The sequence below is a fragment of the Colwellia sp. 1_MG-2023 genome (genome assembly GCF_030546755.1).
Classification (GTDB): Bacteria; Pseudomonadota; Gammaproteobacteria; order Enterobacterales; family Alteromonadaceae; genus Thalassotalea_H.
Window position 1 is genome coordinate 316,269 of the sequence record NZ_JAUOPE010000003.1, and the last position, 21,732, is coordinate 338,000.

The 21,732-nt window shown below is 36.4% G+C and carries 20 protein-coding genes and 1 pseudogene; 15 read left to right on the plus strand and 6 right to left on the minus strand.

Annotation, left to right across the window (positions count from 1 at the left end):
• The first annotated feature begins 264 nt into the window (after positions 1-264).
• Both Q4493_RS05235 and Q4493_RS05240 read left to right on the plus strand, forming a co-directional pair.
• Positions 265-1,143 (plus strand): alpha/beta hydrolase, encoded by an 879-nt coding sequence (locus Q4493_RS05235; protein ID WP_303449894.1) that lies wholly within the window; start codon positions 265-267, stop codon positions 1,141-1,143.
• Between the two features lie 472 nt (positions 1,144-1,615).
• Positions 1,616-2,539, plus strand: coding sequence for an RES domain-containing protein (locus Q4493_RS05240; protein WP_303449895.1), 924 nt, complete (start codon positions 1,616-1,618; stop codon positions 2,537-2,539).
• A gap of 109 nt (positions 2,540-2,648) precedes the next feature.
• Here the strand turns inward: Q4493_RS05240 and Q4493_RS05245 are convergent.
• A pseudogene (locus tag Q4493_RS05245) lies at positions 2,649-2,840 on the minus strand (site-specific integrase); the annotation flags it as partial.
• 202 nt (positions 2,841-3,042) lie between these two features.
• Here Q4493_RS05245 and dusA point away from each other — a divergent pair.
• The 7 genes from dusA to Q4493_RS05280 all read left to right on the plus strand — a co-directional run bounded on the left by dusA (position 3,043) and on the right by Q4493_RS05280 (position 7,660).
• Positions 3,043-4,005: a tRNA dihydrouridine(20/20a) synthase DusA gene (gene dusA / locus Q4493_RS05250; protein ID WP_303449897.1), complete on the plus strand. Its 963-nt coding sequence runs from the start codon at positions 3,043-3,045 to the stop codon at positions 4,003-4,005.
• A gap of 888 nt (positions 4,006-4,893) precedes the next feature.
• Positions 4,894-5,220: a hypothetical protein gene (locus tag Q4493_RS05255; protein ID WP_303449899.1), complete on the plus strand. Its 327-nt coding sequence runs from the start codon at positions 4,894-4,896 to the stop codon at positions 5,218-5,220.
• 10 nt (positions 5,221-5,230) lie between these two features.
• On the plus strand, positions 5,231-5,893 hold the full coding sequence (gene pspA, locus Q4493_RS05260; protein WP_303449900.1) for a phage shock protein PspA: 663 nt from the start codon (positions 5,231-5,233) through the stop codon (positions 5,891-5,893).
• An 18-nt stretch (positions 5,894-5,911) separates the two neighbouring features.
• Positions 5,912-6,058, plus strand: coding sequence for a hypothetical protein (locus tag Q4493_RS05265; protein WP_303449902.1), 147 nt, complete (start codon positions 5,912-5,914; stop codon positions 6,056-6,058).
• The gene (locus Q4493_RS05270) at positions 6,048-6,260 is read left to right on the plus strand and encodes a PspC domain-containing protein (RefSeq protein WP_303449903.1); all 213 of its coding nucleotides are present in this window, start codon (positions 6,048-6,050) and stop codon (positions 6,258-6,260) included. The genes Q4493_RS05265 and Q4493_RS05270 overlap by 11 nt, the downstream gene beginning before the upstream one ends.
• A gap of 42 nt (positions 6,261-6,302) precedes the next feature.
• Positions 6,303-6,644, plus strand: coding sequence for a hypothetical protein (locus tag Q4493_RS05275; RefSeq protein ID WP_303449905.1), 342 nt, complete (start codon positions 6,303-6,305; stop codon positions 6,642-6,644).
• Between the two features lie 38 nt (positions 6,645-6,682).
• Positions 6,683-7,660 carry a lipopolysaccharide assembly protein LapB gene (locus Q4493_RS05280; protein WP_303449906.1) on the plus strand — a complete coding sequence of 326 codons (978 nt, stop codon included), beginning with the start codon at positions 6,683-6,685 and terminating at the stop codon, positions 7,658-7,660.
• 93 nt (positions 7,661-7,753) lie between these two features.
• On the opposite strand, the gene Q4493_RS05285 is transcribed toward Q4493_RS05280, so the two are convergent.
• The gene (locus Q4493_RS05285; RefSeq protein ID WP_303449908.1) at positions 7,754-8,494 is read right to left on the minus strand and encodes an enoyl-CoA hydratase-related protein; all 741 of its coding nucleotides are present in this window, start codon (positions 8,492-8,494) and stop codon (positions 7,754-7,756) included.
• A gap of 67 nt (positions 8,495-8,561) precedes the next feature.
• Between Q4493_RS05285 and Q4493_RS05290 the strand changes: the two genes are divergently transcribed.
• The 6 genes from Q4493_RS05290 (at position 8,562) to Q4493_RS05315 (ending at position 16,470) form a co-directional block, all read left to right on the plus strand.
• Positions 8,562-9,053 carry a copper chaperone PCu(A)C gene (locus Q4493_RS05290; protein WP_303449909.1) on the plus strand — a complete coding sequence of 164 codons (492 nt, stop codon included), beginning with the start codon at positions 8,562-8,564 and terminating at the stop codon, positions 9,051-9,053.
• Between the two features lie 9 nt (positions 9,054-9,062).
• Entirely contained in the window at positions 9,063-10,055 is a 993-nt protein-coding gene (locus Q4493_RS05295; protein ID WP_303449911.1) for a DUF2333 family protein, read from the plus strand.
• Between the two features lie 4 nt (positions 10,056-10,059).
• Entirely contained in the window at positions 10,060-10,884 is an 825-nt protein-coding gene (locus tag Q4493_RS05300) for a TIGR04219 family outer membrane beta-barrel protein (protein WP_303449914.1), read from the plus strand.
• Positions 10,885-11,166: 282 nt separating this feature from the next.
• Positions 11,167-15,138 carry a rhombosortase-dependent M36 family metallopeptidase gene (locus tag Q4493_RS05305; RefSeq protein WP_303449917.1) on the plus strand — a complete coding sequence of 1,324 codons (3,972 nt, stop codon included), beginning with the start codon at positions 11,167-11,169 and terminating at the stop codon, positions 15,136-15,138.
• 64 nt (positions 15,139-15,202) lie between these two features.
• On the plus strand, positions 15,203-15,757 hold the full coding sequence (locus Q4493_RS05310; RefSeq protein ID WP_303449919.1) for a hypothetical protein: 555 nt from the start codon (positions 15,203-15,205) through the stop codon (positions 15,755-15,757).
• Between the two features lie 380 nt (positions 15,758-16,137).
• Entirely contained in the window at positions 16,138-16,470 is a 333-nt protein-coding gene (locus Q4493_RS05315; RefSeq protein WP_303449921.1) for a DUF3718 domain-containing protein, read from the plus strand.
• A gap of 134 nt (positions 16,471-16,604) precedes the next feature.
• Here Q4493_RS05315 and Q4493_RS05320 read toward each other — a convergent pair whose 3' ends face one another.
• From Q4493_RS05320 to Q4493_RS05335, 4 genes are all read right to left on the minus strand, one after another.
• The gene (locus Q4493_RS05320; RefSeq protein ID WP_303449923.1) at positions 16,605-17,405 is read right to left on the minus strand and encodes a DUF1338 domain-containing protein; all 801 of its coding nucleotides are present in this window, start codon (positions 17,403-17,405) and stop codon (positions 16,605-16,607) included.
• A gap of 187 nt (positions 17,406-17,592) precedes the next feature.
• Entirely contained in the window at positions 17,593-19,065 is a 1,473-nt protein-coding gene (gene astD, locus Q4493_RS05325) for a succinylglutamate-semialdehyde dehydrogenase (protein ID WP_303449926.1), read from the minus strand.
• 72 nt (positions 19,066-19,137) lie between these two features.
• The gene (gene astA / locus Q4493_RS05330) at positions 19,138-20,154 is read right to left on the minus strand and encodes an arginine N-succinyltransferase (protein WP_303449928.1); all 1,017 of its coding nucleotides are present in this window, start codon (positions 20,152-20,154) and stop codon (positions 19,138-19,140) included.
• Between the two features lie 78 nt (positions 20,155-20,232).
• Positions 20,233-21,450, minus strand: coding sequence for an aspartate aminotransferase family protein (locus Q4493_RS05335; RefSeq protein ID WP_303449930.1), 1,218 nt, complete (start codon positions 21,448-21,450; stop codon positions 20,233-20,235).
• Between the last annotated feature and the right edge of the window lie 282 nt (positions 21,451-21,732).

A 21,732-nucleotide genomic window follows, 5' to 3' on the forward strand; every position in this document is an offset into this window, starting at 1 on the left:
TTTAACATGAATTTTTTTGTATTATATAAACTGCTTTACTTAGGTTAAATATGATCAAAAAATAAATGATCTGAGAACGTCTCTGATAAATACTGCGATGAAAAGGGCTGGTTGAATGCATCATCGTTGAATGTGTCAAAATTGATTCATGGAAAAAGGAAGTGCATAGTCCTTTAAAATTATTTTATGCTTAAAATAGGGCTAAATACTTTATAAAGAGTTAGGCTAGGTTTACAGCGAAAAATATCACCTTAGGTAACCAATATGAAATTTGTTATTGTACTATTTCTTTCTTTATTATTTTTAGGTTGTGGAAGTAAGCTATCTACAAATGAGATAAACAACGCTCAACCATCAGCTGTCGAACATACTAACTTTTATTCACAAGCTGAACAGCCCGTATCTTTTTCTGATGTCATATCGCTTGCTTATGAACCTTCTACAGAGAAGTTGTTCTATGGTGACTCCGAACTACAATATGTTGAGCGTTGGTCTCCAACAGATAATGAATCAGACAATGATTTACCTGTATTAATCTTTATTCATGGCGGTTGTTGGTCAAATGCATACCGTATTAACCAAAGTTATCCCATTTCAACGGCATTAGCATTAAATGGTTTTCATGTTTGGTCTGTTGAATACCGAGCTACGGGTGATCAAGGTGGCGGTTGGCCTGGTACCTACAATGACATTGAGCAGGCATTAGCATTTATTTCTACTGTCGAAGATACTTATTACTCTGAACGAAAACAAGTTGTACTTGGTCATTCAGCTGGTGGACATTTGGCTTTGTTAGCGGCCTCAAACTTTGATAGTGACTCTAAAGCTATCGGGTTAGCTGCGATTACCCAATTGGTTACATATGCAAGCGAAAGCGGAGGCTGTAATTCTCTAGCTATTAGCTTTATGAATGGTTCCCCTGATGATGTTCCTGAACAATACGCATTAGCAAATCCAAAATTGAATCAAATAGTCGATAAAGCATACTTATTTGTCGGTGAAATCGATCCTATTGTTGACACAACCCAAGCCAGAAATTCGGGTTTACCGTTTGAAATAGTAGAAGGCACAGGACATTTTGATTGGATTCATCCAGGCACACAAAGTTTTGAAAAGTTATTGCAATATTTACTCAACTTTTAAAGAATGGCTAGATGTCTTTAAATAGGGCTGCTGTAGTGGCATAGTTAATTTGGCCATCTAATTAGAGCTTAATATATTTAATTTACAACACCCATAGCAAATAGAATATTTTTTCTATTTTTATAGTTCGTTATATCTTCAATTTGAGTATTCCCGTTGCGTAGCAACATAGAGGGATATACTTAATTTGATGATAAACAAATATGTGCAATGAGTTATTTAGTCAATGAAAATTGCGGAGGGTCACACGCAGTGGGAAACCGCCATTTTACTTTACAAAATAACCATTGAAGCATTTGGAACTTTCTTTTAAGCGAAGCGACCCCCGCCTAGTAATACGGGGGTAAAGTAATTTTTAAATATCTATATTTTTTTACCACTAGTAATTAATATTAAATAGTCATATAAATTAGTTAAACAGTTTGATTTATAATTTTTAAACGGAATGATATTAATTAAAAAAGGGATATTAATGGATAACGTATCGGAACAAGATCAAAAGAAAATAGATTTAATAGAAGATTTAAAAAGTCTACGTAATGCTTTATCTATGATTGAACAGATTAAAGGTGGAAGAATCTCTAGATCTTCTTATGAAGAAGTTCAAGATATAGTAAAAGCCCTAATTTACGGCATGGTTTTTTTAAATAGAACTCCTTCCCCAGGTTTAACTTTATATCGAGGTCGCATTATTAGTGATGGCCAGCTTTTAAAAAATAAATCAGATTTCTCTTATTGTCCTGAAGAAAAAATAACTGAATTTGGTCGATGTAATTCGCCAGATAATACAGTTTTTTATGGTTCTAATAATTTAGATACAGTTCTTTCTGAATTAAAACCTGAAATTGGAGATATAGTCCAAGTAGGCGTTGCTCAATTGAAGCAAGGTTCCTCTTTTGAAATTGCAGTACTTGGTGAAGTTGATCATATAAGACGTTATGAAAGATCTTTGCTCGGTCAACCTAATATGTATGTAGAAAAAATTTTTAAAGATTTCCTTCCTAATGAACAATCAAAAATTTATCTAATTGATGCATTTTGTGCTGAAATGTTTTCATTGCCAAATAACAATCAAAAAGATTATTTTTTTACATGTGCTCTTTCTAATTTAATTTTTGATCTTCCTGCTAAAGAGAAAAAGGGTGCCGTAGATGGATTTGTTTATCCTAGCGTAGCTCACAGGGGAGGAATTAATTTGGCTATCAAACCGAAATCATTTGATTCTCACTTCGATTTTTCAGGTTTCATGTCCTTTAAAATTCATGATTATTTAGGTTTTGGATTATATGGCAGAGTACAAGAACATATAGGTATTTATAATAATAAAGAGGGGGTAATTGATTGGAAAGCTTTAGATATACCAAAGGAAATGATACCTGAACGTATCTCAATTTAATATTGAACTTATTTTAATAAAGAGCTAATTAGTTTTAATAACTTTAACATTATAAACATATTTGATCCTCTATTCATTTGTATTTATCATGCAATTTATTCGGAAATAATTAAGTATAAACCAGCCATAAAACATTAAGATTTCTGCGACCTGTAATTTGAGCTACTTCTTCAATAGTGTATCCTTGTTCAAATAATTGGCTTGCTCCTTCTCGCCTTAAATCATGATACCTTAAATCTTCAACACCTAAACAGTTACTTATGAGTTGAAATCCATGGATTATACTTCATGAATTATAGGGAATAGCACCCAACACGCGCCACTCCTTTTGGTAAAAATTAATTGCTCTTTTGTTTTCTCTGTCTCTTGTTTGGTGAATGTTCATTCATTATTGTATAATGCGCCGCCATTTATGGGGTTGCTGAATCAATGAATGGCTAGATTTTTACTCTGTAGGTTTATTGTTCTATTCAACACCTTTGAAAACTAAGAGATAGTAATATATGTACGACCATAAGCTTAGCGTTGCGCCCATGTTGGATTGGACTGATCGTCATTGTCGATATTTTTATCGCGTGATGTCTAAACGTACGGTGTTATATACCGAAATGGTGACTACCGGCGCGATACTTTTTGGTAAGTGGGATTATTTAGCGTTTAACGAACCTGAACACCCTGTGGTATTACAGCTTGGTGGTAGTGATGTTAAAGCGATGACTGAGTGCGCAAAACTAGCCGAACAGAAAGGTTATGATGAAATCAATATTAACGTTGGTTGCCCGTCAGACAGAGTACAAAATGGGATGTTCGGCGCATGTTTAATGGCGGAGCCTACGCTAGTTGCTGATTGTGTAAGTAGTATGACTAATGCGGTGAATATTCCTATTACGGTTAAATCTCGTATTGGGGTTGATGATCAAGACAGCTACGAATTTTTGCATACTTTTATTGATACGGTAAAACCCGCAGGTTGTGAGCATTTTATTATTCATGCCCGCAAAGCTTGGTTAAGTGGCTTAAGCCCTAAACAAAACAGAGAAGTGCCTCCTTTAGATTACGGTCGTGTATATCAAATTAAAAAAGACTTCCCAAAATTAGAGATTTCGATAAATGGCGGCATAAAAACGTATGAAGAAAGTCGCGAACATTTACAGCATATTGATGGCGTCATGATAGGCCGTGAAATATATCAAAATCCTTATATGTTAACCGAAGCAGACAACCAATTGTGGGGAGATAATACCGTTATTAAAACTCGCCAAGAAATTATCGATGAAATGTGTGAGTACATTGACGAATATGTTGCCACGGGTGGGCGTTCTTGGCATGTGGTTCGTCATATGTTGGGAATGTGTAACGGTTTACCTGGCGCGAAACAATTTCGTCGTTATTTAAGTGAAAACTCGGGAAGAGAAGGTGCTAATAGTCAAATATTAAGAGAAGCTTTTGCGAAAGTGGGTAGCTAATCTTTCTATTGTTTACCATCAGTTGTCTTGATTTCGGGATACTCTTTCCCGATTTTGGGAATAATGTCAGCGCTAATAAAGAAAAAATTATACATTTTTTACTAGATAGTGGTGAATTACACCAACTTACACTTCAACATTAATAAACAATGTAAATAGTTTTATTTTGTAAAAATTAAATTTACTTATTTTTCAATTGGTTATGTTTTTTGTCACTCATTGGCACAACCTTTGTAGTAGTTAGTGCGTCTTTATTATTAATAACTATGTACGGGAAGTGCTAATGATTAACTTATTAACCATATCTACTTTAATGATGTTACCGGCTGTCACAATATTAGCTTGTTCAATGCTTGTCAGTGCGTTTGAAGGAAACACGTTTAAAAAGTAAGCATGGTTTTACTTTTTAAACGTTAATACCTTGGATTCATCAACGGTATTGTAAGGGTAAGTAACCTGTTATTTATTCAGCAATTATCGTATTAGTTAAGTAACTAATTTTCTACCAACACCTCTTCACGAACCTCTTATTGTTTAGTACTCACTTAGTAAGCGTTTATATGCTTATGCTATCAATGATCAATTGTTAACTATATCTAGTTTCATGGGGATTTTTTTAAACGTTTATAAATTTTATGCATGATACCAAGACTCGTTTTTTAGATTATTAGGCTGTTTATTTTAAGTGGTTAATTTAACCAATCAATAGGTTTATTCAGCCAAATATTAGTGTGACATATTATGTCTTGCGTTGTGTTTATTATTAAATTTTATCGTAATCATTTGTTATTAAAGGTTTTATATCTATTGGCACAAAGGTTGATATAGACATTGTAGTCGTAAAGATTAATTTGTTTTCAACTGAACTGAGCTTAAAAGGAGAATTTGATGAAAACCATTAACCGAGTCTTTGTCATGATAACAATCGTTCTAGGGTTAGGAACAAATGCCAGTGCATCTGCAAATAATAGTCGTATTGAAGATTCATTACAGCAAGTAATTGTTAAACAAAGCCAACAAGTAAATGAACGTTTAACTCAACAGTTACAACACACTATTAACGTTGAATTAAATAAAATAGTTTTAAACGCTTTACCAATCATTAATCGTGATATTGCAGCAGTAAAAATTACGAATAAGCAATTAGTAAACAAAAGTCAGTTAACTCATACAACAAGTATGGTTAACGTTAACACCACAACAGAAGAAGAGTAGGGGTTTTATTATGGGTATGTTTTCACGTTTTACAGATATCGTTAATGCTAATTTAAATAGTATGTTAGATAAGGCAGAAGATCCTGAAAAAATGATCAAATTGATTATTCAGGAAATGGAAGAAACATTAGTAGAAGTTCGCTCTACCGCAGCAAAACATATTGCTGAGAAAAAAACCTTATCTCGTCAAATTAAAAGTGCGGAAAAAAATGTTGCGAATTGGCAAAACAAAGCAGAAACCGCACTTGCTAAAGGACGTGACGATCTAGCTAAATCAGCTTTAGTTGAAAAGCATAAATGTCAAACGCAAATAGAGGCTTTATTAACTGAATTGACTGAATTAGAAGAGTTTTTAGCATCAGTACAGAATGATGGCCAAAATCTACAAGATAAACTGGCTGAAGCGAAACGTCGTCAAGATGCTTATATACTGCGTCAACAATCAGCACAAGTACGTTTAAAAGTGAGAGAAAAAGCTGCGGTTTATAACATTGAAGAAGCTATCAATAAGTTTGAACGTTACCAACAGAAAATTGATGAAGTTGAAGCGCAAGTAGAAGCTTATGATATGACTAGTAATCAAGATTTAACCAGTCAAATTAATGCATTAGAAGCTGATGAAACTATTGAAAAAGAGCTTGCAGAAATGAAAAAACAAGTTGTGAATGGCTAATTGCTATGGAGGTTTAACATGGCAATCTTAACTTGGTTCGGAGTTATCGCCATGTGTATAGCTCCAGCAATTATTATGTTTGTCGCTGCTGGAGTTATCTCAATTTACAAACATGCAACAGCATGGTTTACCAATAGAAATGAGGAAGTTGATCATGAGTTATGAACGTCATTATTCAGTACATAAAACATTAACAAAAGATGTAATACATAAAAAATTATCAGGTGTTTGTGGTGGTATAGCCAATCATTATGAATTACCGCGATTAGGGGTAAGAATTGCGGCAGTAGTCGCGTTGTTTTCTTTTCCTGTTGTAACAGGTGTTGCATATATAGTTGCAGCTATGCTGTTGCCAACCCGCAAGTAAAAGTAACACATCTTTTTTTATTTTGTTTATTAAGGAGCGAGTATGTCATTTTTTAAATCGTTAATTTTAGCAATATTCGCGACCCTATTTTTAACCTATGTTTTAGGTACTAGCTTTATCGAAATGTTAGATATCGATGTCTATATGGACAATGAGTTAATTGAACCTTTAAAAGCAATTAGTATCTCAGCTGTAGTGGTAGTGATCTTAGTCTTATTAGCATTAGCTATTGTCTTGAGTGTTTTTGGCTCTTTGATTTTTATCGCTATGTTAATTTTAGGTGGGTTTGCGATGTTGATGATAGGTGTTTTTTGGCCCATTTTCTTAATTGCAGGAATTATTTGGTTAATTGCTAGAGATAAGAAATCAGTGCAATATCAATAAACCATCATATTTAAAGAATAATAAATACAGGAAGTAAAATGAATAGAAAAATAATTGCCCTTAGTTTTGCCATGACATTAAGCTTTGCCAGTTATGCTGATTTCTCCGTTGTTAATGACGCTTTAGAAGCTGGCGACCCTGTTGCTGCGGAACAAGTATTTACACAGCTTTCGAAAAAAGACAAAGCAAGTGTGCAAGGGCAAGTATTGGCTGGCCGCATAATGTTGGATAATGGTGAAAGTGAAGAGGCATTTGAACATTTCGAAGCGCTGCGTGATGATCACAGAGAAAATGTTGAGGTGAATTATTATCTTGGTTTAAGCGCTGTGATTATGGCGCAAAAAGCGAGTATTTTTTCAAAACTTGGATATGCCGAGGTCTTTCTTGAAGCCATGGAAAAAACAATTGCTTTGCAACCTGATCACATTGACGCACTTAATACGTTAATAGGTTTTCATTTGGCCGCGCCGAGTATTGCAGGCGGAGATACCGAAAAAGCCTTAACGTATGCAAATCAGTTGAAAAAAGTTGACGCCGAACAAGGTATAGAACAATTAGCCAATGTTTACTGGCAAACAGAAAAAGCAGCACTCGCTGAACAAACATTACAAAAGGGGCTTGAAAAATTTCCTGAAAGCGCATCATTATATTTTACCCGTGCAACATCTTATATGAAGAATAAAGCTTGGGGTAAAGCACGAGACGATTTAAATTTAGCGATTAAATATGCGTCAAACGATAAAGATAAAAGCAGAGCCTTATATCAACAAGGTAAAACTTCTGCGGAATCTGGTGAAGAAATTGAGTTAGGTATTCGTGCATTATCGCAAGCATTGCCTTTGGCAGAGAAAGCATATAAACCTTGGATAGAATACCGATTAACGCAGTTATATATTCAAAATAAAAACTTTACGAAAGCCAAAGATACATTGTCTATGATCAATACCAGTGAAGATGACGATTTGAAAAGCAAAGTTAAAAAGTTGAAAAAGAAACTGAAAAAATTAACGAGTTAAGCAAACTAAAAAATAGAAGCCAGCCTAGCTTGCTTCTATTTTAAATGTTAGCCAATGATTGCTAATGTTTTGAAATACGCGAGTTGAAAACAATTAATTGAAGAAAGATGCAAGAATTTTTTTACAGGTATCTGTTTTTACTAATCGGGCAAATTCGACACCTTCTTTTTCAATAGCTGATAATACTTTGATTTGCATTGCTTCTTTCATTAAAGCTCTACTTGTTTGTGTTGCATCAGCAGGTAAGCTAGCAATGTTATTAGCGGTTGCTTTGGCTGTTGACAATAGTTCATCTGCAGGACAAATGGCATTTGCAATACCGTAATTTTGCGCTTGTTGACCAGTAAATAAGTTACCTAAAACTAATAGTTCAAAGGCTTTATTGTGGCCAATGCGAAAAGGTAATAACACACTGGATGCTGCTTCTGGGCATAAACCCAGTTGAGAGAAGGGCAATTTAAATTTTGCGTCTTCTGTTGTAAATACCATATCGCAATGTAATAACATGGTTGTACCAATACCTACGGCTGGGCCTGCGACTGCTGCGACAATTGGCTTGGTAAATTTAGCTAATGTCTTAACAAAAGCAAATGCGGCTAGTTCTTCTTGGCTGTCGGCATGCTCAAGAAAATCGGCAAGGTCATTACCAGCACAAAAACAGTGCTCGTTACCTTGTATCAACACGCAATGAACAGAGGCGTTTGTTTCTGCATGATTAAAGGTTTCGCATAATGTTTGATACATCACTGTATTCAAAGCATTTTTTTTATCAAAACGATTTAAAGTGATCGTTAAAACATTATTTTCTATTTCTGAGAGAATTAAGTTATCCATTTGTTTTTAGCTTAGTTACAATACCAAGGTAACAATAATATGGATAAATATGGATGTATAGCACCGAATGAAAAAATTAACTTATCAAATAAAAAAACGCACGTCACTGCTTTCCTTAATTGGTAGTTTACTATTTAGTTTTACGGCTTTTGCGGCTGACGTGACTATCGAACAAGGCTATATTCGCGCAACTATACCAGGCACAAATGTTTCTTCTGCCTATATGGAAATAAAAAATACAACTAATGAAGATATAGTACTCATTGGCGCAACCAGTAAAGTAAGTGACCGTATTGAAATTCATGAACATGTGATGAGCGGTGAAATGATGCGTATGCAACAGCGAGAAGCTCTAACTATTGCCGCTAACGATCAAGTGGTTCTTCAGCCATCTGGTTATCATTTAATGATATTTAATTTAGCAGAGCCATTAAAAGTGAATGATAATGTTGAGTTAACGCTACAATTTTCAAATAAAAGAGACATCAGTATTTCATTACCTGTACAAAGCATTAAACGTAAAAAGCAAAAAGAAACAGCTCATCATCACCATCATTAGGAGCATATTATGAAGACGAATTTTACCATGAAGTCCGTTAGCTCAGTAGTTATCGGTATCTTCTTAGCATTATATTTATTAGGTGTTTATTGGGGATTTGAACCTGATGAATTTGATATTCACAGTGAAGTCACCAAAGCCGCAACAGCGGAAAATGTGACACCTGTTGTTGGATATACCACAACGACAGCGCTGATTTTAGTCAGTGAAACCTTATTAAATAAACCCGGCGGATATTTAGCAAATGATGCATTACCACCTTCAGTATTTCTAGATAATATTCCTTCATGGGAGTTTGGCGCCCTAGAAATGGTACGAGATATGGCACTTGTAATGCGACAAGAATTTAGTCGTTCACAATCGCAGTCTCTTGAAAATTCACATTTAAAAGTTGCACAACCGCAATTCAATATTGATCATACTTCCTGGGCAATGCCAAGCGCAGAAAGTGAATATCAAAAAGCGGTTGATGCTTTATATGCTTATCGTAAAGCACTCACTGATGTGAACAGCCAATCAGCGCAGTTTTATGCGCGTGCAGATAATTTAAGAGATTGGTTACAGGAAGTAACTAAACGCTTAGGAAGTTATTCGCAAAGGTTAAGTGCAAGTGTTGGCAGAGAACAATTGAACGTAGATTTAGCTGGCGATAATGTTGCTCAGCAATCAACGTATTCCTCGGCAAATCTGCAGCTGAAAACGAGTTGGTGGAAAATAGACAATGAGTTTTATGAGGCTCGCGGGGCATGTTGGGCGCTGTTACACTTTTTGCGTGCCATTGAAATAGACTTTAATGATGTGTTGGCCAAGAAAAATGCCAAAGTCAGTGTTCAGCAAATTATCAGAGAACTTGAAGCCAGCCAAGAAGCCATTTGGAGTCCAATAGTATTAAATGGTAGTGGTTTCGGTTTACTTGCCAACCATTCTTTAGTCATGGCTAATTATATTTCACGCGCTAATGCCGCATTAATCGATTTAAACGACTTATTAAGTCAAGGATAAACAAATGAAAAAAGCTTTACTTACCGCCAGTGTGTTCACTTTATTAAGTGGTATTGCACAAGCAGATACACTTGCTGGTTTATATATTGGTGGACAAGTTTGGGATACTGAAGCAACGGGTATTTTTGGTGAGAGCAATAATCAAGTTAATTTTAATTTGTCAGACAAACAACAAGGAAGCTACTTTATTGCCGTTGAGCATCCAATTCCTTTTATTCCCAATGCTAAAATTGCGAAAACTTCTCTCGAAACTCAAGGTAACACTACTCTTGATAGAGAAATAACCTTTGATGATAATACTTTTATTGAAGGTAGCGTGGTTGATGCGGGTTTTAATGTTAGTTATGTTGATTACACTTTATATTATGAATTATTTGATAACGGGCTTTTTTCATTTGATATAGGTTTAACCGGCCGAGATTTTAATGGCGATGTTACCGTTACCGGACCAACAATTTCTGTTGATAATGAAGATGACTGTCCTGAAACGCCTCAAGGCGATATTTGCCCATCACCAGACGGCACTTATACGCCAGAAGGGATAATCAAAACCGATGAAATTGTGCCTATGCTTTATGCTTCAACGATTGTTGGTTTACCTTTTACGGGGTTCAATATATTTGCTGAGGGTAACTTTTTGTCAATTGATGATCATACGCTTTATGATTACCAAGCAGGTTTAAGTTATGAGCTAGTTGATAACCTTGCCATTGATGTCAATATAACGTTAGGTTATCGATCAGTTAAGTTAGCGCTAGAAGATTTAAGTAATTTATATTCAGATCTTGAATTTAAAGGAGCGTTTGTTGGCGCTGTTGTGCATTTTTAGTTGCTAATATCCACTGTACACTCAATTATTTTTTATAAAGGCATGGATAAACACCATGCCTTTTTTATTCTTATTTAGTTGGTAAATCACGTCTATCATAATTAATAAATATAACTGTTAACAAAACGTGACAGTTGTTAATGCCATGTAAACTTTATCTCTGTTATCGTTTGTATTTTCTTTACATAAATGTGTATATTTAAGTAATGCTCAAAATAAATTGAGCAAATATCATCTAATAATAAATTTTATTCTAATCTAATAATGATAATAGGGACTTGTATGAATTTTAATAAATCGATAGTTGCCACTTTTGTTGGTGCAGCTATTAGTTCAGTGGCGCTTAATGCTGTTGCTGCTGACACTCATAATATGCCAATGTATAAATCTTTTGATAATGTGCTTACGAAAAAACAAGCAAATCGTTCAAATGTAGCAACAGTAAGCGGCATGCAAAATCAATTTGATGCTCAATTAGGAAAAGCAACGTTTCAATGGGCTCAGGTAAATCAAAGCAAGCCTGATTTAGGCGCTATTGCTGCAGAACAACAATTAGCGGTTGCTGCAGACTTCTACCTCAATAAATTAATCGGTCAATCATCAGTAAAAAACTCGGTGGTTCAAACGTTTCTAGCTAATCAACATGATACAGGTCGCGGTGCTAAAATTGCGAAATACAAGCAAGAAGTTGCTGGCATAGAAGTTTTTAATCGTGAATTTAATGTCATGATGGATCCACAGTTTAATTTAGTTGCTTCTTCTGGTTACCTCGCAGATAGTGCAAGTCAGCATGTATCTTCAGTAATTAAAGACCTACCTAATGCATTTGGCGATTCATCAAACGCAGTAAATGCTGCTTTTGCTGAAATGGGTGGTGATGCTAAAACAATAAAATTAGTTAAGCAGGAAACAATAGGAAGTTATGAGAAATTTACTGCTGATAACTTAGCAAACGGTAAACAATTAATAGGATCACCAAGAGCTAAAAAAGTATTCTTTGAATTGAAAGGAAATTTAATTCCTGCACATTATGTAGAACTTAAAACGGGTAATGTTGATACCGTTGAAGCTGATTATTATAGCTATATTGTTTCTGCTAAAACTGGCGAAATTTTATTCAAGAAAAATTTAACCAGTCATGCTGAAGACTTTAATTATCGTGTATACGCTGAAGAAGGTGGTCGTCCTTGGGATAGCCCTCATGGCAACAATATTCCCCAAGCTGAAGGTGCTGAATACAATGCATATTTAAGTGCTGAGTACCTAATGGCGCCGATGGTCAGTTTAAGTTCTGGCCCTATTAGTACAGGAGATGCTTGGTTAGCTGATGATGCCACTACAACGCAAGGTAATAACGTTTCTGCCTATGTTGATGCTATCGCACCAGATGGTTTAACTAATGGTGATTATACTGCTGAAACGACCAGTGATTTCACGTTTGATTATAGTTATGACAAAGAACAAGCTGAATATTCATTAGATAACAGAAAAGCCGCGATTGTAAATTTATTTTACTTAAATAATTACCTTCATGATGATTATTACGACCATGGTTTTGACGAAGCTTCAGGTAATGCTCAAAACGATAACTATGGTCGTGGCGGTGAAGAAGGTGATGCGTTAAGAGCTGAAGTTCAAGATAATTCTGGTTTTGATAATGCCAATATGAGTACGCCTGCTGATGGTAGTTCACCGCGCATGCAAATGTACCTATGGGAAACAACTCAAGCCGTTAATGGCGTTGATTTTGGTGTTACTGTGTCATCACATCCTGAGTTAGGTGTGTTGGATATTATCCAATTTGCCAGCTTTGGCCCGGATGTATTTGAAGTGTCAGGCGATCTGGTTCGTATTGAAGATGGTACGGATCCAATTAGAGATGGTTGTGAAGCAGCGGTAAATGGCGCTGAAATTGCGGGTAAAATTGCGATTATTGATCGCGGAGCTTGTAACTTTACTCAGAAAGTTAAAAACGCTCAAGACGTTGGAGCAATCGCAGTATTAATTGCCAATAATACAGATGACGGTACTCCTGCACCTATGGGCGGCGCTGATGATACTGTAACTATTCCAAGTATGGGGATTAACTTTAGCGAAGGTGCTGCTTTCTATGAGTTACTTGATGCAAATGAAACTGTTTCAATTTCAATGTTCAAAAATGACTTAACTCGTACGTTTAAAGCAAGTACTTGGGATAACGGCATTGTTGCACACGAATGGGGTCACTATATCAGTAACCGTTTAGTAGGTAATAGTTCTGGTTTAAGTAACTTCCAGGGTCGTGCAATGGGTGAAGGCTGGGGTGATTTCCACGCGTTATTATTGCTATCTGAAGAAAAAGATACAGCCGTTCTAGGTAACGAAAACTACGATGGCGCTTATTCATCGACGTCTTATGTAGCACCATTTACTTCAGGCATTCGTCGTGCTCCTTATTCTACTAACATGGAAATCAATCCATTGTCATTTAGACATATTGAGTCAGGCATGGGTGCTGATGTTGGTTTACCAGGAACAAATGTGGCTTCTCCACATGCTGCTGGTGAAGTTTGGGCAGCGACACTTTGGGATGCTTTTGTTGCTTTAGCTAATGACGATAGCCATAGTTTTGTTGAAGCTAAGAACTTAATGAAGGATTACTTAGTTGCCGGTTATAAGATGACGCCTATGGCGCCTACTTATACTGAAGCACGTGATGCTATCTTAGCGGCAGCCTATGCAAATGACGTAGCCGATTATAAATTAATTTTAGCTGCATTTGCTAAGCGTGGTATGGGTATTGGAGCTATTTCACCAGATCGTTCTTCAGTTGATAATACGGGTGTTGTTGAATCATTTGAAACTGATTTATCTGTTTTCAATGTTACCTCTCATAGCTTAAACCTAGATTATGAAGGTATGATGACAGGTTACTGTTCATTAGATGGTATTTTAGATAAAGGCGAAACTGGGACGGCTTCATTTACAGTACGTAATACTGGTAGCAAGGCTTTATCTGGTGTGACAGGTGTTATTGAAGTAGTGAGTGGTCATGATGTGACTTTTGCTAATGATGGTGTTGTCACATTTGGTGATGTTGCTATTTTAGACTCAGCAACAAGCGCACCAATTGAGTTTACTTTGAATGATGCCGGAACTGGTGATGATTTAGAGCTTAAAGTGACTTTCCCTGATCTTGAAGATGGCGCTCTAGCGAATGATTATAACTTGGGCATGATTGTAAACATTGATTTTGAAGAAATTGAATTTACTAATTCAACTCAAGTTAATTCGTTTGATACATTAGCGACATTGCATGACTTTACTGAAACAGTCATGGTTGGTGGCGCGTTCGCAAAAGATACCTTTGGTGTCAATTGGTGGGATGCTGGTCAAACTGATGGCATGATCGCGTCTTCAGCACACGCTTTTGAATCTGATGTTGCTTACCAAACCCGTACTATTAATATTGGCTTTGATGGTGAGTTCACTATTCAATGGTGGCATTTATATAACTTAGAAGCTGATTGGGATGGTGCTGCTGTTGAAATAAGTGTTAACGGTGGTGATTGGGTAGATGTTACTGAAATGGGCGGTCAGTTTTTAGGTGATGGCTATACAAATACCTTGTTAGATTACACAACGTCAGCTTTAGCTGATCGTAATGTTTTCTCAGGTATTAATTACGGCTGGGAAACGCTTAGTTTTGGTGAAACTCTAAACGGTAACCAAGTACAATTACGTTTCCGTCAATCAACTGATGGCGCATTTATACCACCTGCATTTTCTGGATTTAATGCAGGTTGGTATATCGATGATATGACCTTCACGAATACACAAAATAGTATTTTCTCTACAGTTGTAGCAGGTGATACCTTTGCTTGTGATAACCGTGCTCCAAACCTAGTAAGTATCAGTGATACCATTGCGGTTAATGAAGGTGGTGCAGTTAATTTATCAGTTGAAGGTAGCGATCCTAATGGTGATGCGTTAACTTACAGCTGGTCACAAACTGGTGGTATTGAAGTTACTATAACTGGCGCAGATATGGCAGATATGTCATTTACCGCACCTGAAGTAACTGGAAATCAATCATTAGAGTTTACAGCAACTATCAATGATGGAACTGACAGTGTTAGTGAAACCGTCACAGTTAATGTGAAAGACACTACCGTTGTAAACGCCGGGCCAGTAACGGGTAATACCGGCGGTGGTTCAACAGGTTGGTTAAGCTTATTGTTACTACCATTAGCAATGTTACGTCGTCGTAAATAAATAATTGCTAAGTTTTAATAAGGCTGGTTGATTTAACCAGCCTTTTTATTTTCTGGAGAAAATTATGAATTTAAAATTAACTGCTATTTTCGCTTCTACCTGTTGCTTACTATTAGCGTGTAATAATCAAAGAGAAGATAGTCAGGAAGTCAATAAACCTATAGTAAAAGAAGAGCAAACTCTTAGTACGGAAATAGAAAAATCAGCCGATAAATCAGTACAAAATCATAAAGTGAATTTGAAAAATAAAAGCTTTAATGCGGATAAAGAACTTACTGATAAAACCTCAAAAAAAACATTATTAATTAATGGCGAAAAATTTATTGTTCACGGCTTGGTTCTTGAAAAAGGTACAAAAGTGTTTAGCCCATCAATTCAACAAGTAGGAATTGTTAAAGGAAGCATTGTTGTCGTGACATCAACCTTTGATATTGAGCAATTAACCGCAACCTATAAGATAAGTTCAATCTCTGAAATAGCAGCAAATACTTTTCGATTAATTCCTGATGATTCAGAAGATTTATACCGTTTTTACCTTTCATTAAAAAATTCTCCTGAAATCAAGCAGGCAGAACTTTCGATAGACTACAGTAGATATCCACCTAAAGCGGCAAGCTAATAAAAATTGTGCCATTTTCCGCATACAATTGAGTTAATGAGTTTTTGAATGAAGAGACTTTATGCGGAAAATGAGGTGCTATTGATGTTTCAATGGTTATTTATCGTTGCGATTAATGACCGGTATTGTTTCTCAGGGTGACTGAATGTAAACAAGTACGTTTTCGGATAACTAGTGTAGATAAAATAAAAAGCTATAAATAATCATTGCTTGCAGGTAATTAATGATGAATTAAAGCTTGTAATGCCAATGCATATCGACATGACTTATTACATTCACATGCGTTTTTAATACAACTTTTTTTAAAATTAACGTCACTATTAAATATAACAACAGCGGTTGTTTGTCATATTTAAGATTTTAATTTTAGGAGAGTAAGCATGAATATTAAAAAAATTGTGATAGCAGCATTAGTGATTACAGGTTTTTCAGTTCAAGCAAAAGCATCAGACTTAGTGGCAGCAGATCAATCGATAGCGACAGATTTGTGCTTAACTGCAGCTTCAGGAAATCGTGCAGCAATGGCGAATCAAATTAAAGCGTCAGGTAAGTCGCTTCAATTTATTGCGAAACATATCAATTGTAATGGTGAGAATATTTTAGCCTTCGTAGAACAACACGGTAAAAAATCTCAAAATATGTTGAAAGTTTTAGATAGAGCCACGCATGAGGTTTCGATAACCGATATAGCGAAAAACACCTTAAAACAATAGAGAGTAGTATTTAGAGTGAATGAACAGGTAGATTTATTTTCAATATCCTTCATGCGTGCAACGTGGAATAAGCCCGTTAACAGGCAATACGTATTCTGTTAACGGGAAACTACTGCGATATATTGCGTAAATGATTAAGCTGCTACGTTAGTACTTTCAAATATTTTGTCTGCAGAAGCGGCAACAAAACCTGAGTATAACTCACCATTTTCTGCCGGATATCGTTTAGCAAACTCATAGAAACATGAAGGTATAGCAACAGTTTCATCTGAAAATTCAACCGTGGCTTTGTCGGCAATCGTTGAAGATTGTTCTAACTTAACTTCGCTATTTCCTTTTATCTCGCCGCCAGTGCTGTTTAAGGTGAACCCCGCAGATTTTAAGGTAATATTAATGTCTTCAAGGTGGTCATAATTCGCTAAATGGTTAATGCTAACAGTAAAGTGATTAGCGCGATAACCCCATGCAGCAAGCCATGCTGCATATTCGCTTTCAGCAAGTAAAGTTTGATAGTCAACGTAACTTAATGGCCACTTTTTACCTGAAAATAAAAAGCTTGGATCAGCTATTACCGATTCATCAAGCGAGTCGACTAAATGATGAATAATCTTTTGTACTTCTGGCGAAAATTCTTCTACTAATAATTCGCTGATAAATACTTTAGGTAAAGTGCTATCACTATGTTCAAAATGTTTGGCGTAAAGCTTTTTCGCTTCAAAATGATATTCACCACATTCTTTATAACCTAATGCAATTAAGTGTTGTGCCAGTTTGGCGATACCCACTTTTTCAATATTAAAGGTACGATAAGCAACGTGATCATTGATTAAATCGCTACCAGTACCAAGTAGTTGATGGATTTTCTCAGCTGATGGCGTAACTTCAAGGTAGTTTTGCCAAATGTTTTTAAAAAGTTCGATTACTTGAGTTTTCATTGATTGTTCCTACGACAAAAAAATAAATAATTTATTGAGTTTATTTCAAGCAATGATGAGTGCGAGCTATTTACTTAATGAGAAACAACGAGGACTAACCACTGCAAGCAATGGTTATATTTGATCTATGCTTTTAAAGAAGCTGGGTTTAATACCAGCTACCTTAAGTTTTCTTAGCTTATACATATTATTTGATGGTTAAACCTGGCGATAACGTGGCAGGCATCACCATTTTGTCAGCTTCAACGGAAGCAACAGGGTATGCACAATAATCTGCGGCATAATAAGCACTTGCTCTATGGTTACCACTATCACCAATACCACCAAATGGTGCTGCACTGCTAGCACCTGTTATTGGTTTATTCCAATTAACAATGCCGGCTCTAATGCGTTTAAAGAAATGTTGATAATCTGCTTCATCATCAGCTAACAAACCTGCTGATAATCCAAATGAGGTGTTGTTACCTTCATCAATCGCTTGATCAAAATCCGTATAACGATAAACTTTTAACAATGGCCCAAAATGTTCTTCATCAGGCATTTCAGCAATGTTAGTAACGTCAATAATACCAGGAGAAACAAAACCTGTGCCTGCTTCTTTATGCTCCAGCGCTAATAATGCTTTACCACCAAGCTCAATTAATTGCTTTTGTGCATGTACTAAACCTAATGCTGCTTTTTCTGAAATCATCGAGCCAATAAATGGTTGCTCTTCGTCATCAAAATATCCAATTTTAATCGCCTGAGTGGAAGCAACAAGTTTCGCTAAAATAGCATCACCTTGTTCGCCTGCTTCAATAAATAATCGTCTAGCGCATGTACAACGCTGCCCTGTGGTAATAAAAGCAGATTGAATAATGTCGTGAACAACCGTATCAATATCAGTAACACCTTTAACGATTAATGGGTTATTGCCACCCATTTCTAAGGCGAGAATTTTACCCGGTTGCCCACCAAATTGTTCGTGCAAAAATTTACCTGTGGTTGAACTACCGGTAAAAAATAAGCCATCAATTTGTTGATGATTAGCAAGCGCTTTACCTGTGGCAACTTCACCTTGCACCATATTAATTACACCGGCAGGTAAGCCAGCTTGCTGCCACAATTTTAACGTTTCTTGCGCAACTAACGGCGTTAATTCACTAGGCTTGAATACGAGTGTGTTACCGGCAATTAAAGCAGGGACAATGTGACCATTTGGTAAATGACCTGGGAAATTGTATGGGCCGAATACGGCAACTACGCCATGTGGTTTATGTCGAATAAAAGCTTTCGCACCCGGCATAGGATTTTCAACAGTGCCAGTTCGCTCATTATACGCTTTAATTGAAATGGCAATTTTGCCTACCATAGCGCCCACTTCGGTACGGGTTTCCCATAAAGGCTTACCAGTTTCTAATGCAATAGTTTTAGCTAAGCTTTCTTTATTTTCAGCTAACAATTCAGCAAACTTTTCAGTTAAAGCGATTCTTTCTTCTACGGGAGTTTGTGACCAGATTTCAAATGCAGTACGAGCACTTTTTACGGCGGCATCAACTTGTTCAGCAGTCGCGCTTTTACCTTGCCAAATAACCTCGTTTTTTGCTGGGTTTACCGATGAAACCTCATCGCCTTGACCATTGAGCCATTCGTTATTAATAAATTGTATAGGGTGCGTCATATTCTTTTCCTCATTACTCTTAAATAATGTTATAAATCTATGTTTATATTGATAAATAAAAGAGTTAATTATTTAATTTTTTATTAAGCGAATCCAATCACCTTCGGTGACATTAAGCGCATTTGCTGTTGCTAAGCTAATAACGGCTTGATTTGCCGTTTCTCTCAGTAATAATGACGCTTGAACCGCCCTGAAATTAGCAACTTCTGTGTTACAAATAATGTAATTATCATCAGAGTTAACTTCGCCGATAAGTACTTGGCACTTATGACTTTCACTCACTGATTTTATCGAATTAACGTTTGCTTCAACGGTTGGTCCACCGTCAAAAATATCAACATATCCTCGTCGACAAAAACCTTCAGCCTCTAATAAACGTAATGCAGGTACTGTTTTTTCATGAACTTTGTTGATCACTTGTTGCGCGTCTTTACTGAGTAAATTGACGTAAATAGGATGTTTTGGCATTAATTCTGCGATGAACACTTTTTTTCCTATTCCGGTCAAGTAATCCGCTGTAGGAAAGTCCATGGAGAAGAAATGTTCTTCAAGCCAATTCCAAAAAGGTGAACGGCCGTTTTCGTCTGACACGCCGCGCATTTCAGCAATCACGGTTTGTGAAAAGCGTGCTAAATGCTCGGCAATAAATAAAAATCGCATTCGAGATAAGAATCGACCATTATTATTTTTACGATGACTCTGCGACAAGAACAAGGTGCAAATTTCAGAGGCGCCCGTATAGTCATTACATAAAGAGAGAGTTTCTACCGTGTTATAAATATTTAATTCGCGAGAGCTATGTACGACTTTACCTAAATGATAATGGTAAAATGCATCATCTAATCCTACTGCCGCTTCAATACCACTGGTACCGACAACTTCACCGGTTTCTGTATCTTCCATGACGAAAAGGTAGCCCTCATTGCCAGGCGCTTTTACGTCTTTATTGAAAGATTCTTCTGCACGTTGAATGCGTTGTGTTAATAATTCTTCATTGACCGGTAGTGATGTAAAACCGTGTCCTGATTCTATTGCAATACGGTGTAAAGCATCGTAATCGCTAAGTTGAATAGGGCGTATAATAACCATAAAAAGTATCTCAATGATGATAAATGACGCTCAAGAATCATTTCACTTGAGCGTTACAGGAATACTACTTATTGAAAACTAGGCGTTAACAATTTTTGCAACGGCTTGCTCAAATCGAGCTAAACCTTCAGCGATATCTTTATTTGGAATAACCAGAGATGGAGCGAAGCGAACAATGCTTGCACCCGCTACTAAAGTCATTAATCCTTCCGACATAGCGGCATTTAAGAAGTCTTTCGCTTTACCCTGATATTGTTCGTTTAATACCGCACCAATTAATAAGCCTTTACCACGAATTTCGCTAAATACATTATATTTAGCGTTAATCGCATTTAAGCCATCTACGTAAAGTTTGGCTTTTTCTTTCACGCCATTTAATACTTGTGGGTCATTGACGGTATTAAAGGCTGCTTCTGCAACCGCACAAGCTAATGGATTACCACCGTAGGTGCTGCCATGAGTGCCAATTTTTAAGTGTTTAGCAATTTCAGTTGTTGTGATCATTGCACCGATAGGGAAGCCGCCGCCTAATGCTTTAGCTGTGGTTAAAATATCAGGTGTAATACCTAACCCCATATAGGCGTATAAATCACCGGTACGGCCAACACCTGTTTGTACTTCATCAAATACTAATAAAGCATTGTGTTCGTTACATAATTCACGTACACCTTGAACAAATTCATCTGTTGGTGAAACAATACCGCCTTCACCTTGTAATGGTTCCATTACAACTGCACATGTTTTATCTGAGATAAGCGCTTTAACGCTTTCTAAATTATTGTACTCAGCATGAAAGATATCGCCTGGCTTAGGACCAAAACCATCGGAATAAGCTGCTTGGCCACCTACCGTAACGGTAAAGAATGTACGGCCGTGGAAACCTTGTTTGAAAGCGATGATTTGTGTTTTATCAGCACCATGAACATCAAGTGCCCAACGACGAGCAAGCTTTAATGCCGCTTCGTTTGATTCAGCACCAGAGTTAGCAAAATAAACTTTATCAGCAAAGGTGTTATCGGTAATATTTTTTGCTAAACGTAATGCCGGCTCGTTTGTCATTACGTTTGATAGATGCCAAATTTTGTCCGCTTGATCTTTTAACGCGTTAACTAAAGCAGGGTGACAATGGCCTAAACAATTAACGGCAATACCACCAGCAAAATCGATATATTCACGACCTTCCTGATCCCAAACACGTGAACCTTCACCGCGCACAGGAATCACTGCCGAAGGTGAATAGTTTGGTACCATTACTTCATCAAATAGTTCACGGTTTACCGTATTTTGGTTGCTCATTGTCTACTCCTCTTATTTTAAACGGACGTTACTTTTATTGTTAGCCGTTTATCTATGTATGTTAATCATCACGTTCATTTTGCTGTATATAATGCTGAATGAAATATTATTGTAGCTGATTATTTGCAGCGCATTATGACAGATAAAATTAGACTTGTCTTGCTTGAAATTGCTCAAAGCCCTTGTAAAATAAGGGGTTGGAGGGTTTTATTCAATTATAGTGCATAACTATAATTTATTAAGAATTGCGATTAATTTATTCCATCACGTAGGAAAGCAGCT

Excerpts from the sequence above, each read along its gene's own strand:
- pspA (WP_303449900.1), top strand. The coding sequence starts at position 5,231 with ATGGGTATGTTTTCACGTTTTACAGATATCGTTAATGCTAATTTAAAT.
- Q4493_RS05280 (WP_303449906.1), top strand. The coding sequence starts at position 6,683 with ATGAATAGAAAAATAATTGCCCTTAGTTTTGCCATGACATTAAGCTTT.
- Q4493_RS05290 (WP_303449909.1), top strand. The coding sequence starts at position 8,562 with ATGAAAAAATTAACTTATCAAATAAAAAAACGCACGTCACTGCTTTCC.
- Q4493_RS05275 (WP_303449905.1), top strand. The coding sequence starts at position 6,303 with ATGTCATTTTTTAAATCGTTAATTTTAGCAATATTCGCGACCCTATTT.
- Q4493_RS05265 (WP_303449902.1), top strand. The coding sequence starts at position 5,912 with ATGGCAATCTTAACTTGGTTCGGAGTTATCGCCATGTGTATAGCTCCA.
- Q4493_RS05235 (WP_303449894.1), top strand. The coding sequence starts at position 265 with ATGAAATTTGTTATTGTACTATTTCTTTCTTTATTATTTTTAGGTTGT.
- Q4493_RS05300 (WP_303449914.1), top strand. The coding sequence starts at position 10,060 with ATGAAAAAAGCTTTACTTACCGCCAGTGTGTTCACTTTATTAAGTGGT.
- dusA (WP_303449897.1), top strand. The coding sequence starts at position 3,043 with ATGTACGACCATAAGCTTAGCGTTGCGCCCATGTTGGATTGGACTGAT.
- Q4493_RS05315 (WP_303449921.1), top strand. The coding sequence starts at position 16,138 with ATGAATATTAAAAAAATTGTGATAGCAGCATTAGTGATTACAGGTTTT.
- Q4493_RS05310 (WP_303449919.1), top strand. The coding sequence starts at position 15,203 with ATGAATTTAAAATTAACTGCTATTTTCGCTTCTACCTGTTGCTTACTA.
- Q4493_RS05335 (WP_303449930.1), bottom strand. The coding sequence starts at position 21,450 with ATGAGCAACCAAAATACGGTAAACCGTGAACTATTTGATGAAGTAATG.
- Q4493_RS05270 (WP_303449903.1), top strand. The coding sequence starts at position 6,048 with ATGAGTTATGAACGTCATTATTCAGTACATAAAACATTAACAAAAGAT.
- Q4493_RS05240 (WP_303449895.1), top strand. The coding sequence starts at position 1,616 with ATGGATAACGTATCGGAACAAGATCAAAAGAAAATAGATTTAATAGAA.
- Q4493_RS05255 (WP_303449899.1), top strand. The coding sequence starts at position 4,894 with ATGAAAACCATTAACCGAGTCTTTGTCATGATAACAATCGTTCTAGGG.
- Q4493_RS05295 (WP_303449911.1), top strand. The coding sequence starts at position 9,063 with ATGAAGACGAATTTTACCATGAAGTCCGTTAGCTCAGTAGTTATCGGT.
- Q4493_RS05320 (WP_303449923.1), bottom strand. The coding sequence starts at position 17,405 with ATGAAAACTCAAGTAATCGAACTTTTTAAAAACATTTGGCAAAACTAC.
- Q4493_RS05285 (WP_303449908.1), bottom strand. The coding sequence starts at position 8,494 with ATGGATAACTTAATTCTCTCAGAAATAGAAAATAATGTTTTAACGATC.
- Q4493_RS05305 (WP_303449917.1), top strand. The coding sequence starts at position 11,167 with ATGAATTTTAATAAATCGATAGTTGCCACTTTTGTTGGTGCAGCTATT.
- astA (WP_303449928.1), bottom strand. The coding sequence starts at position 20,154 with ATGGTTATTATACGCCCTATTCAACTTAGCGATTACGATGCTTTACAC.
- astD (WP_303449926.1), bottom strand. The coding sequence starts at position 19,065 with ATGACGCACCCTATACAATTTATTAATAACGAATGGCTCAATGGTCAA.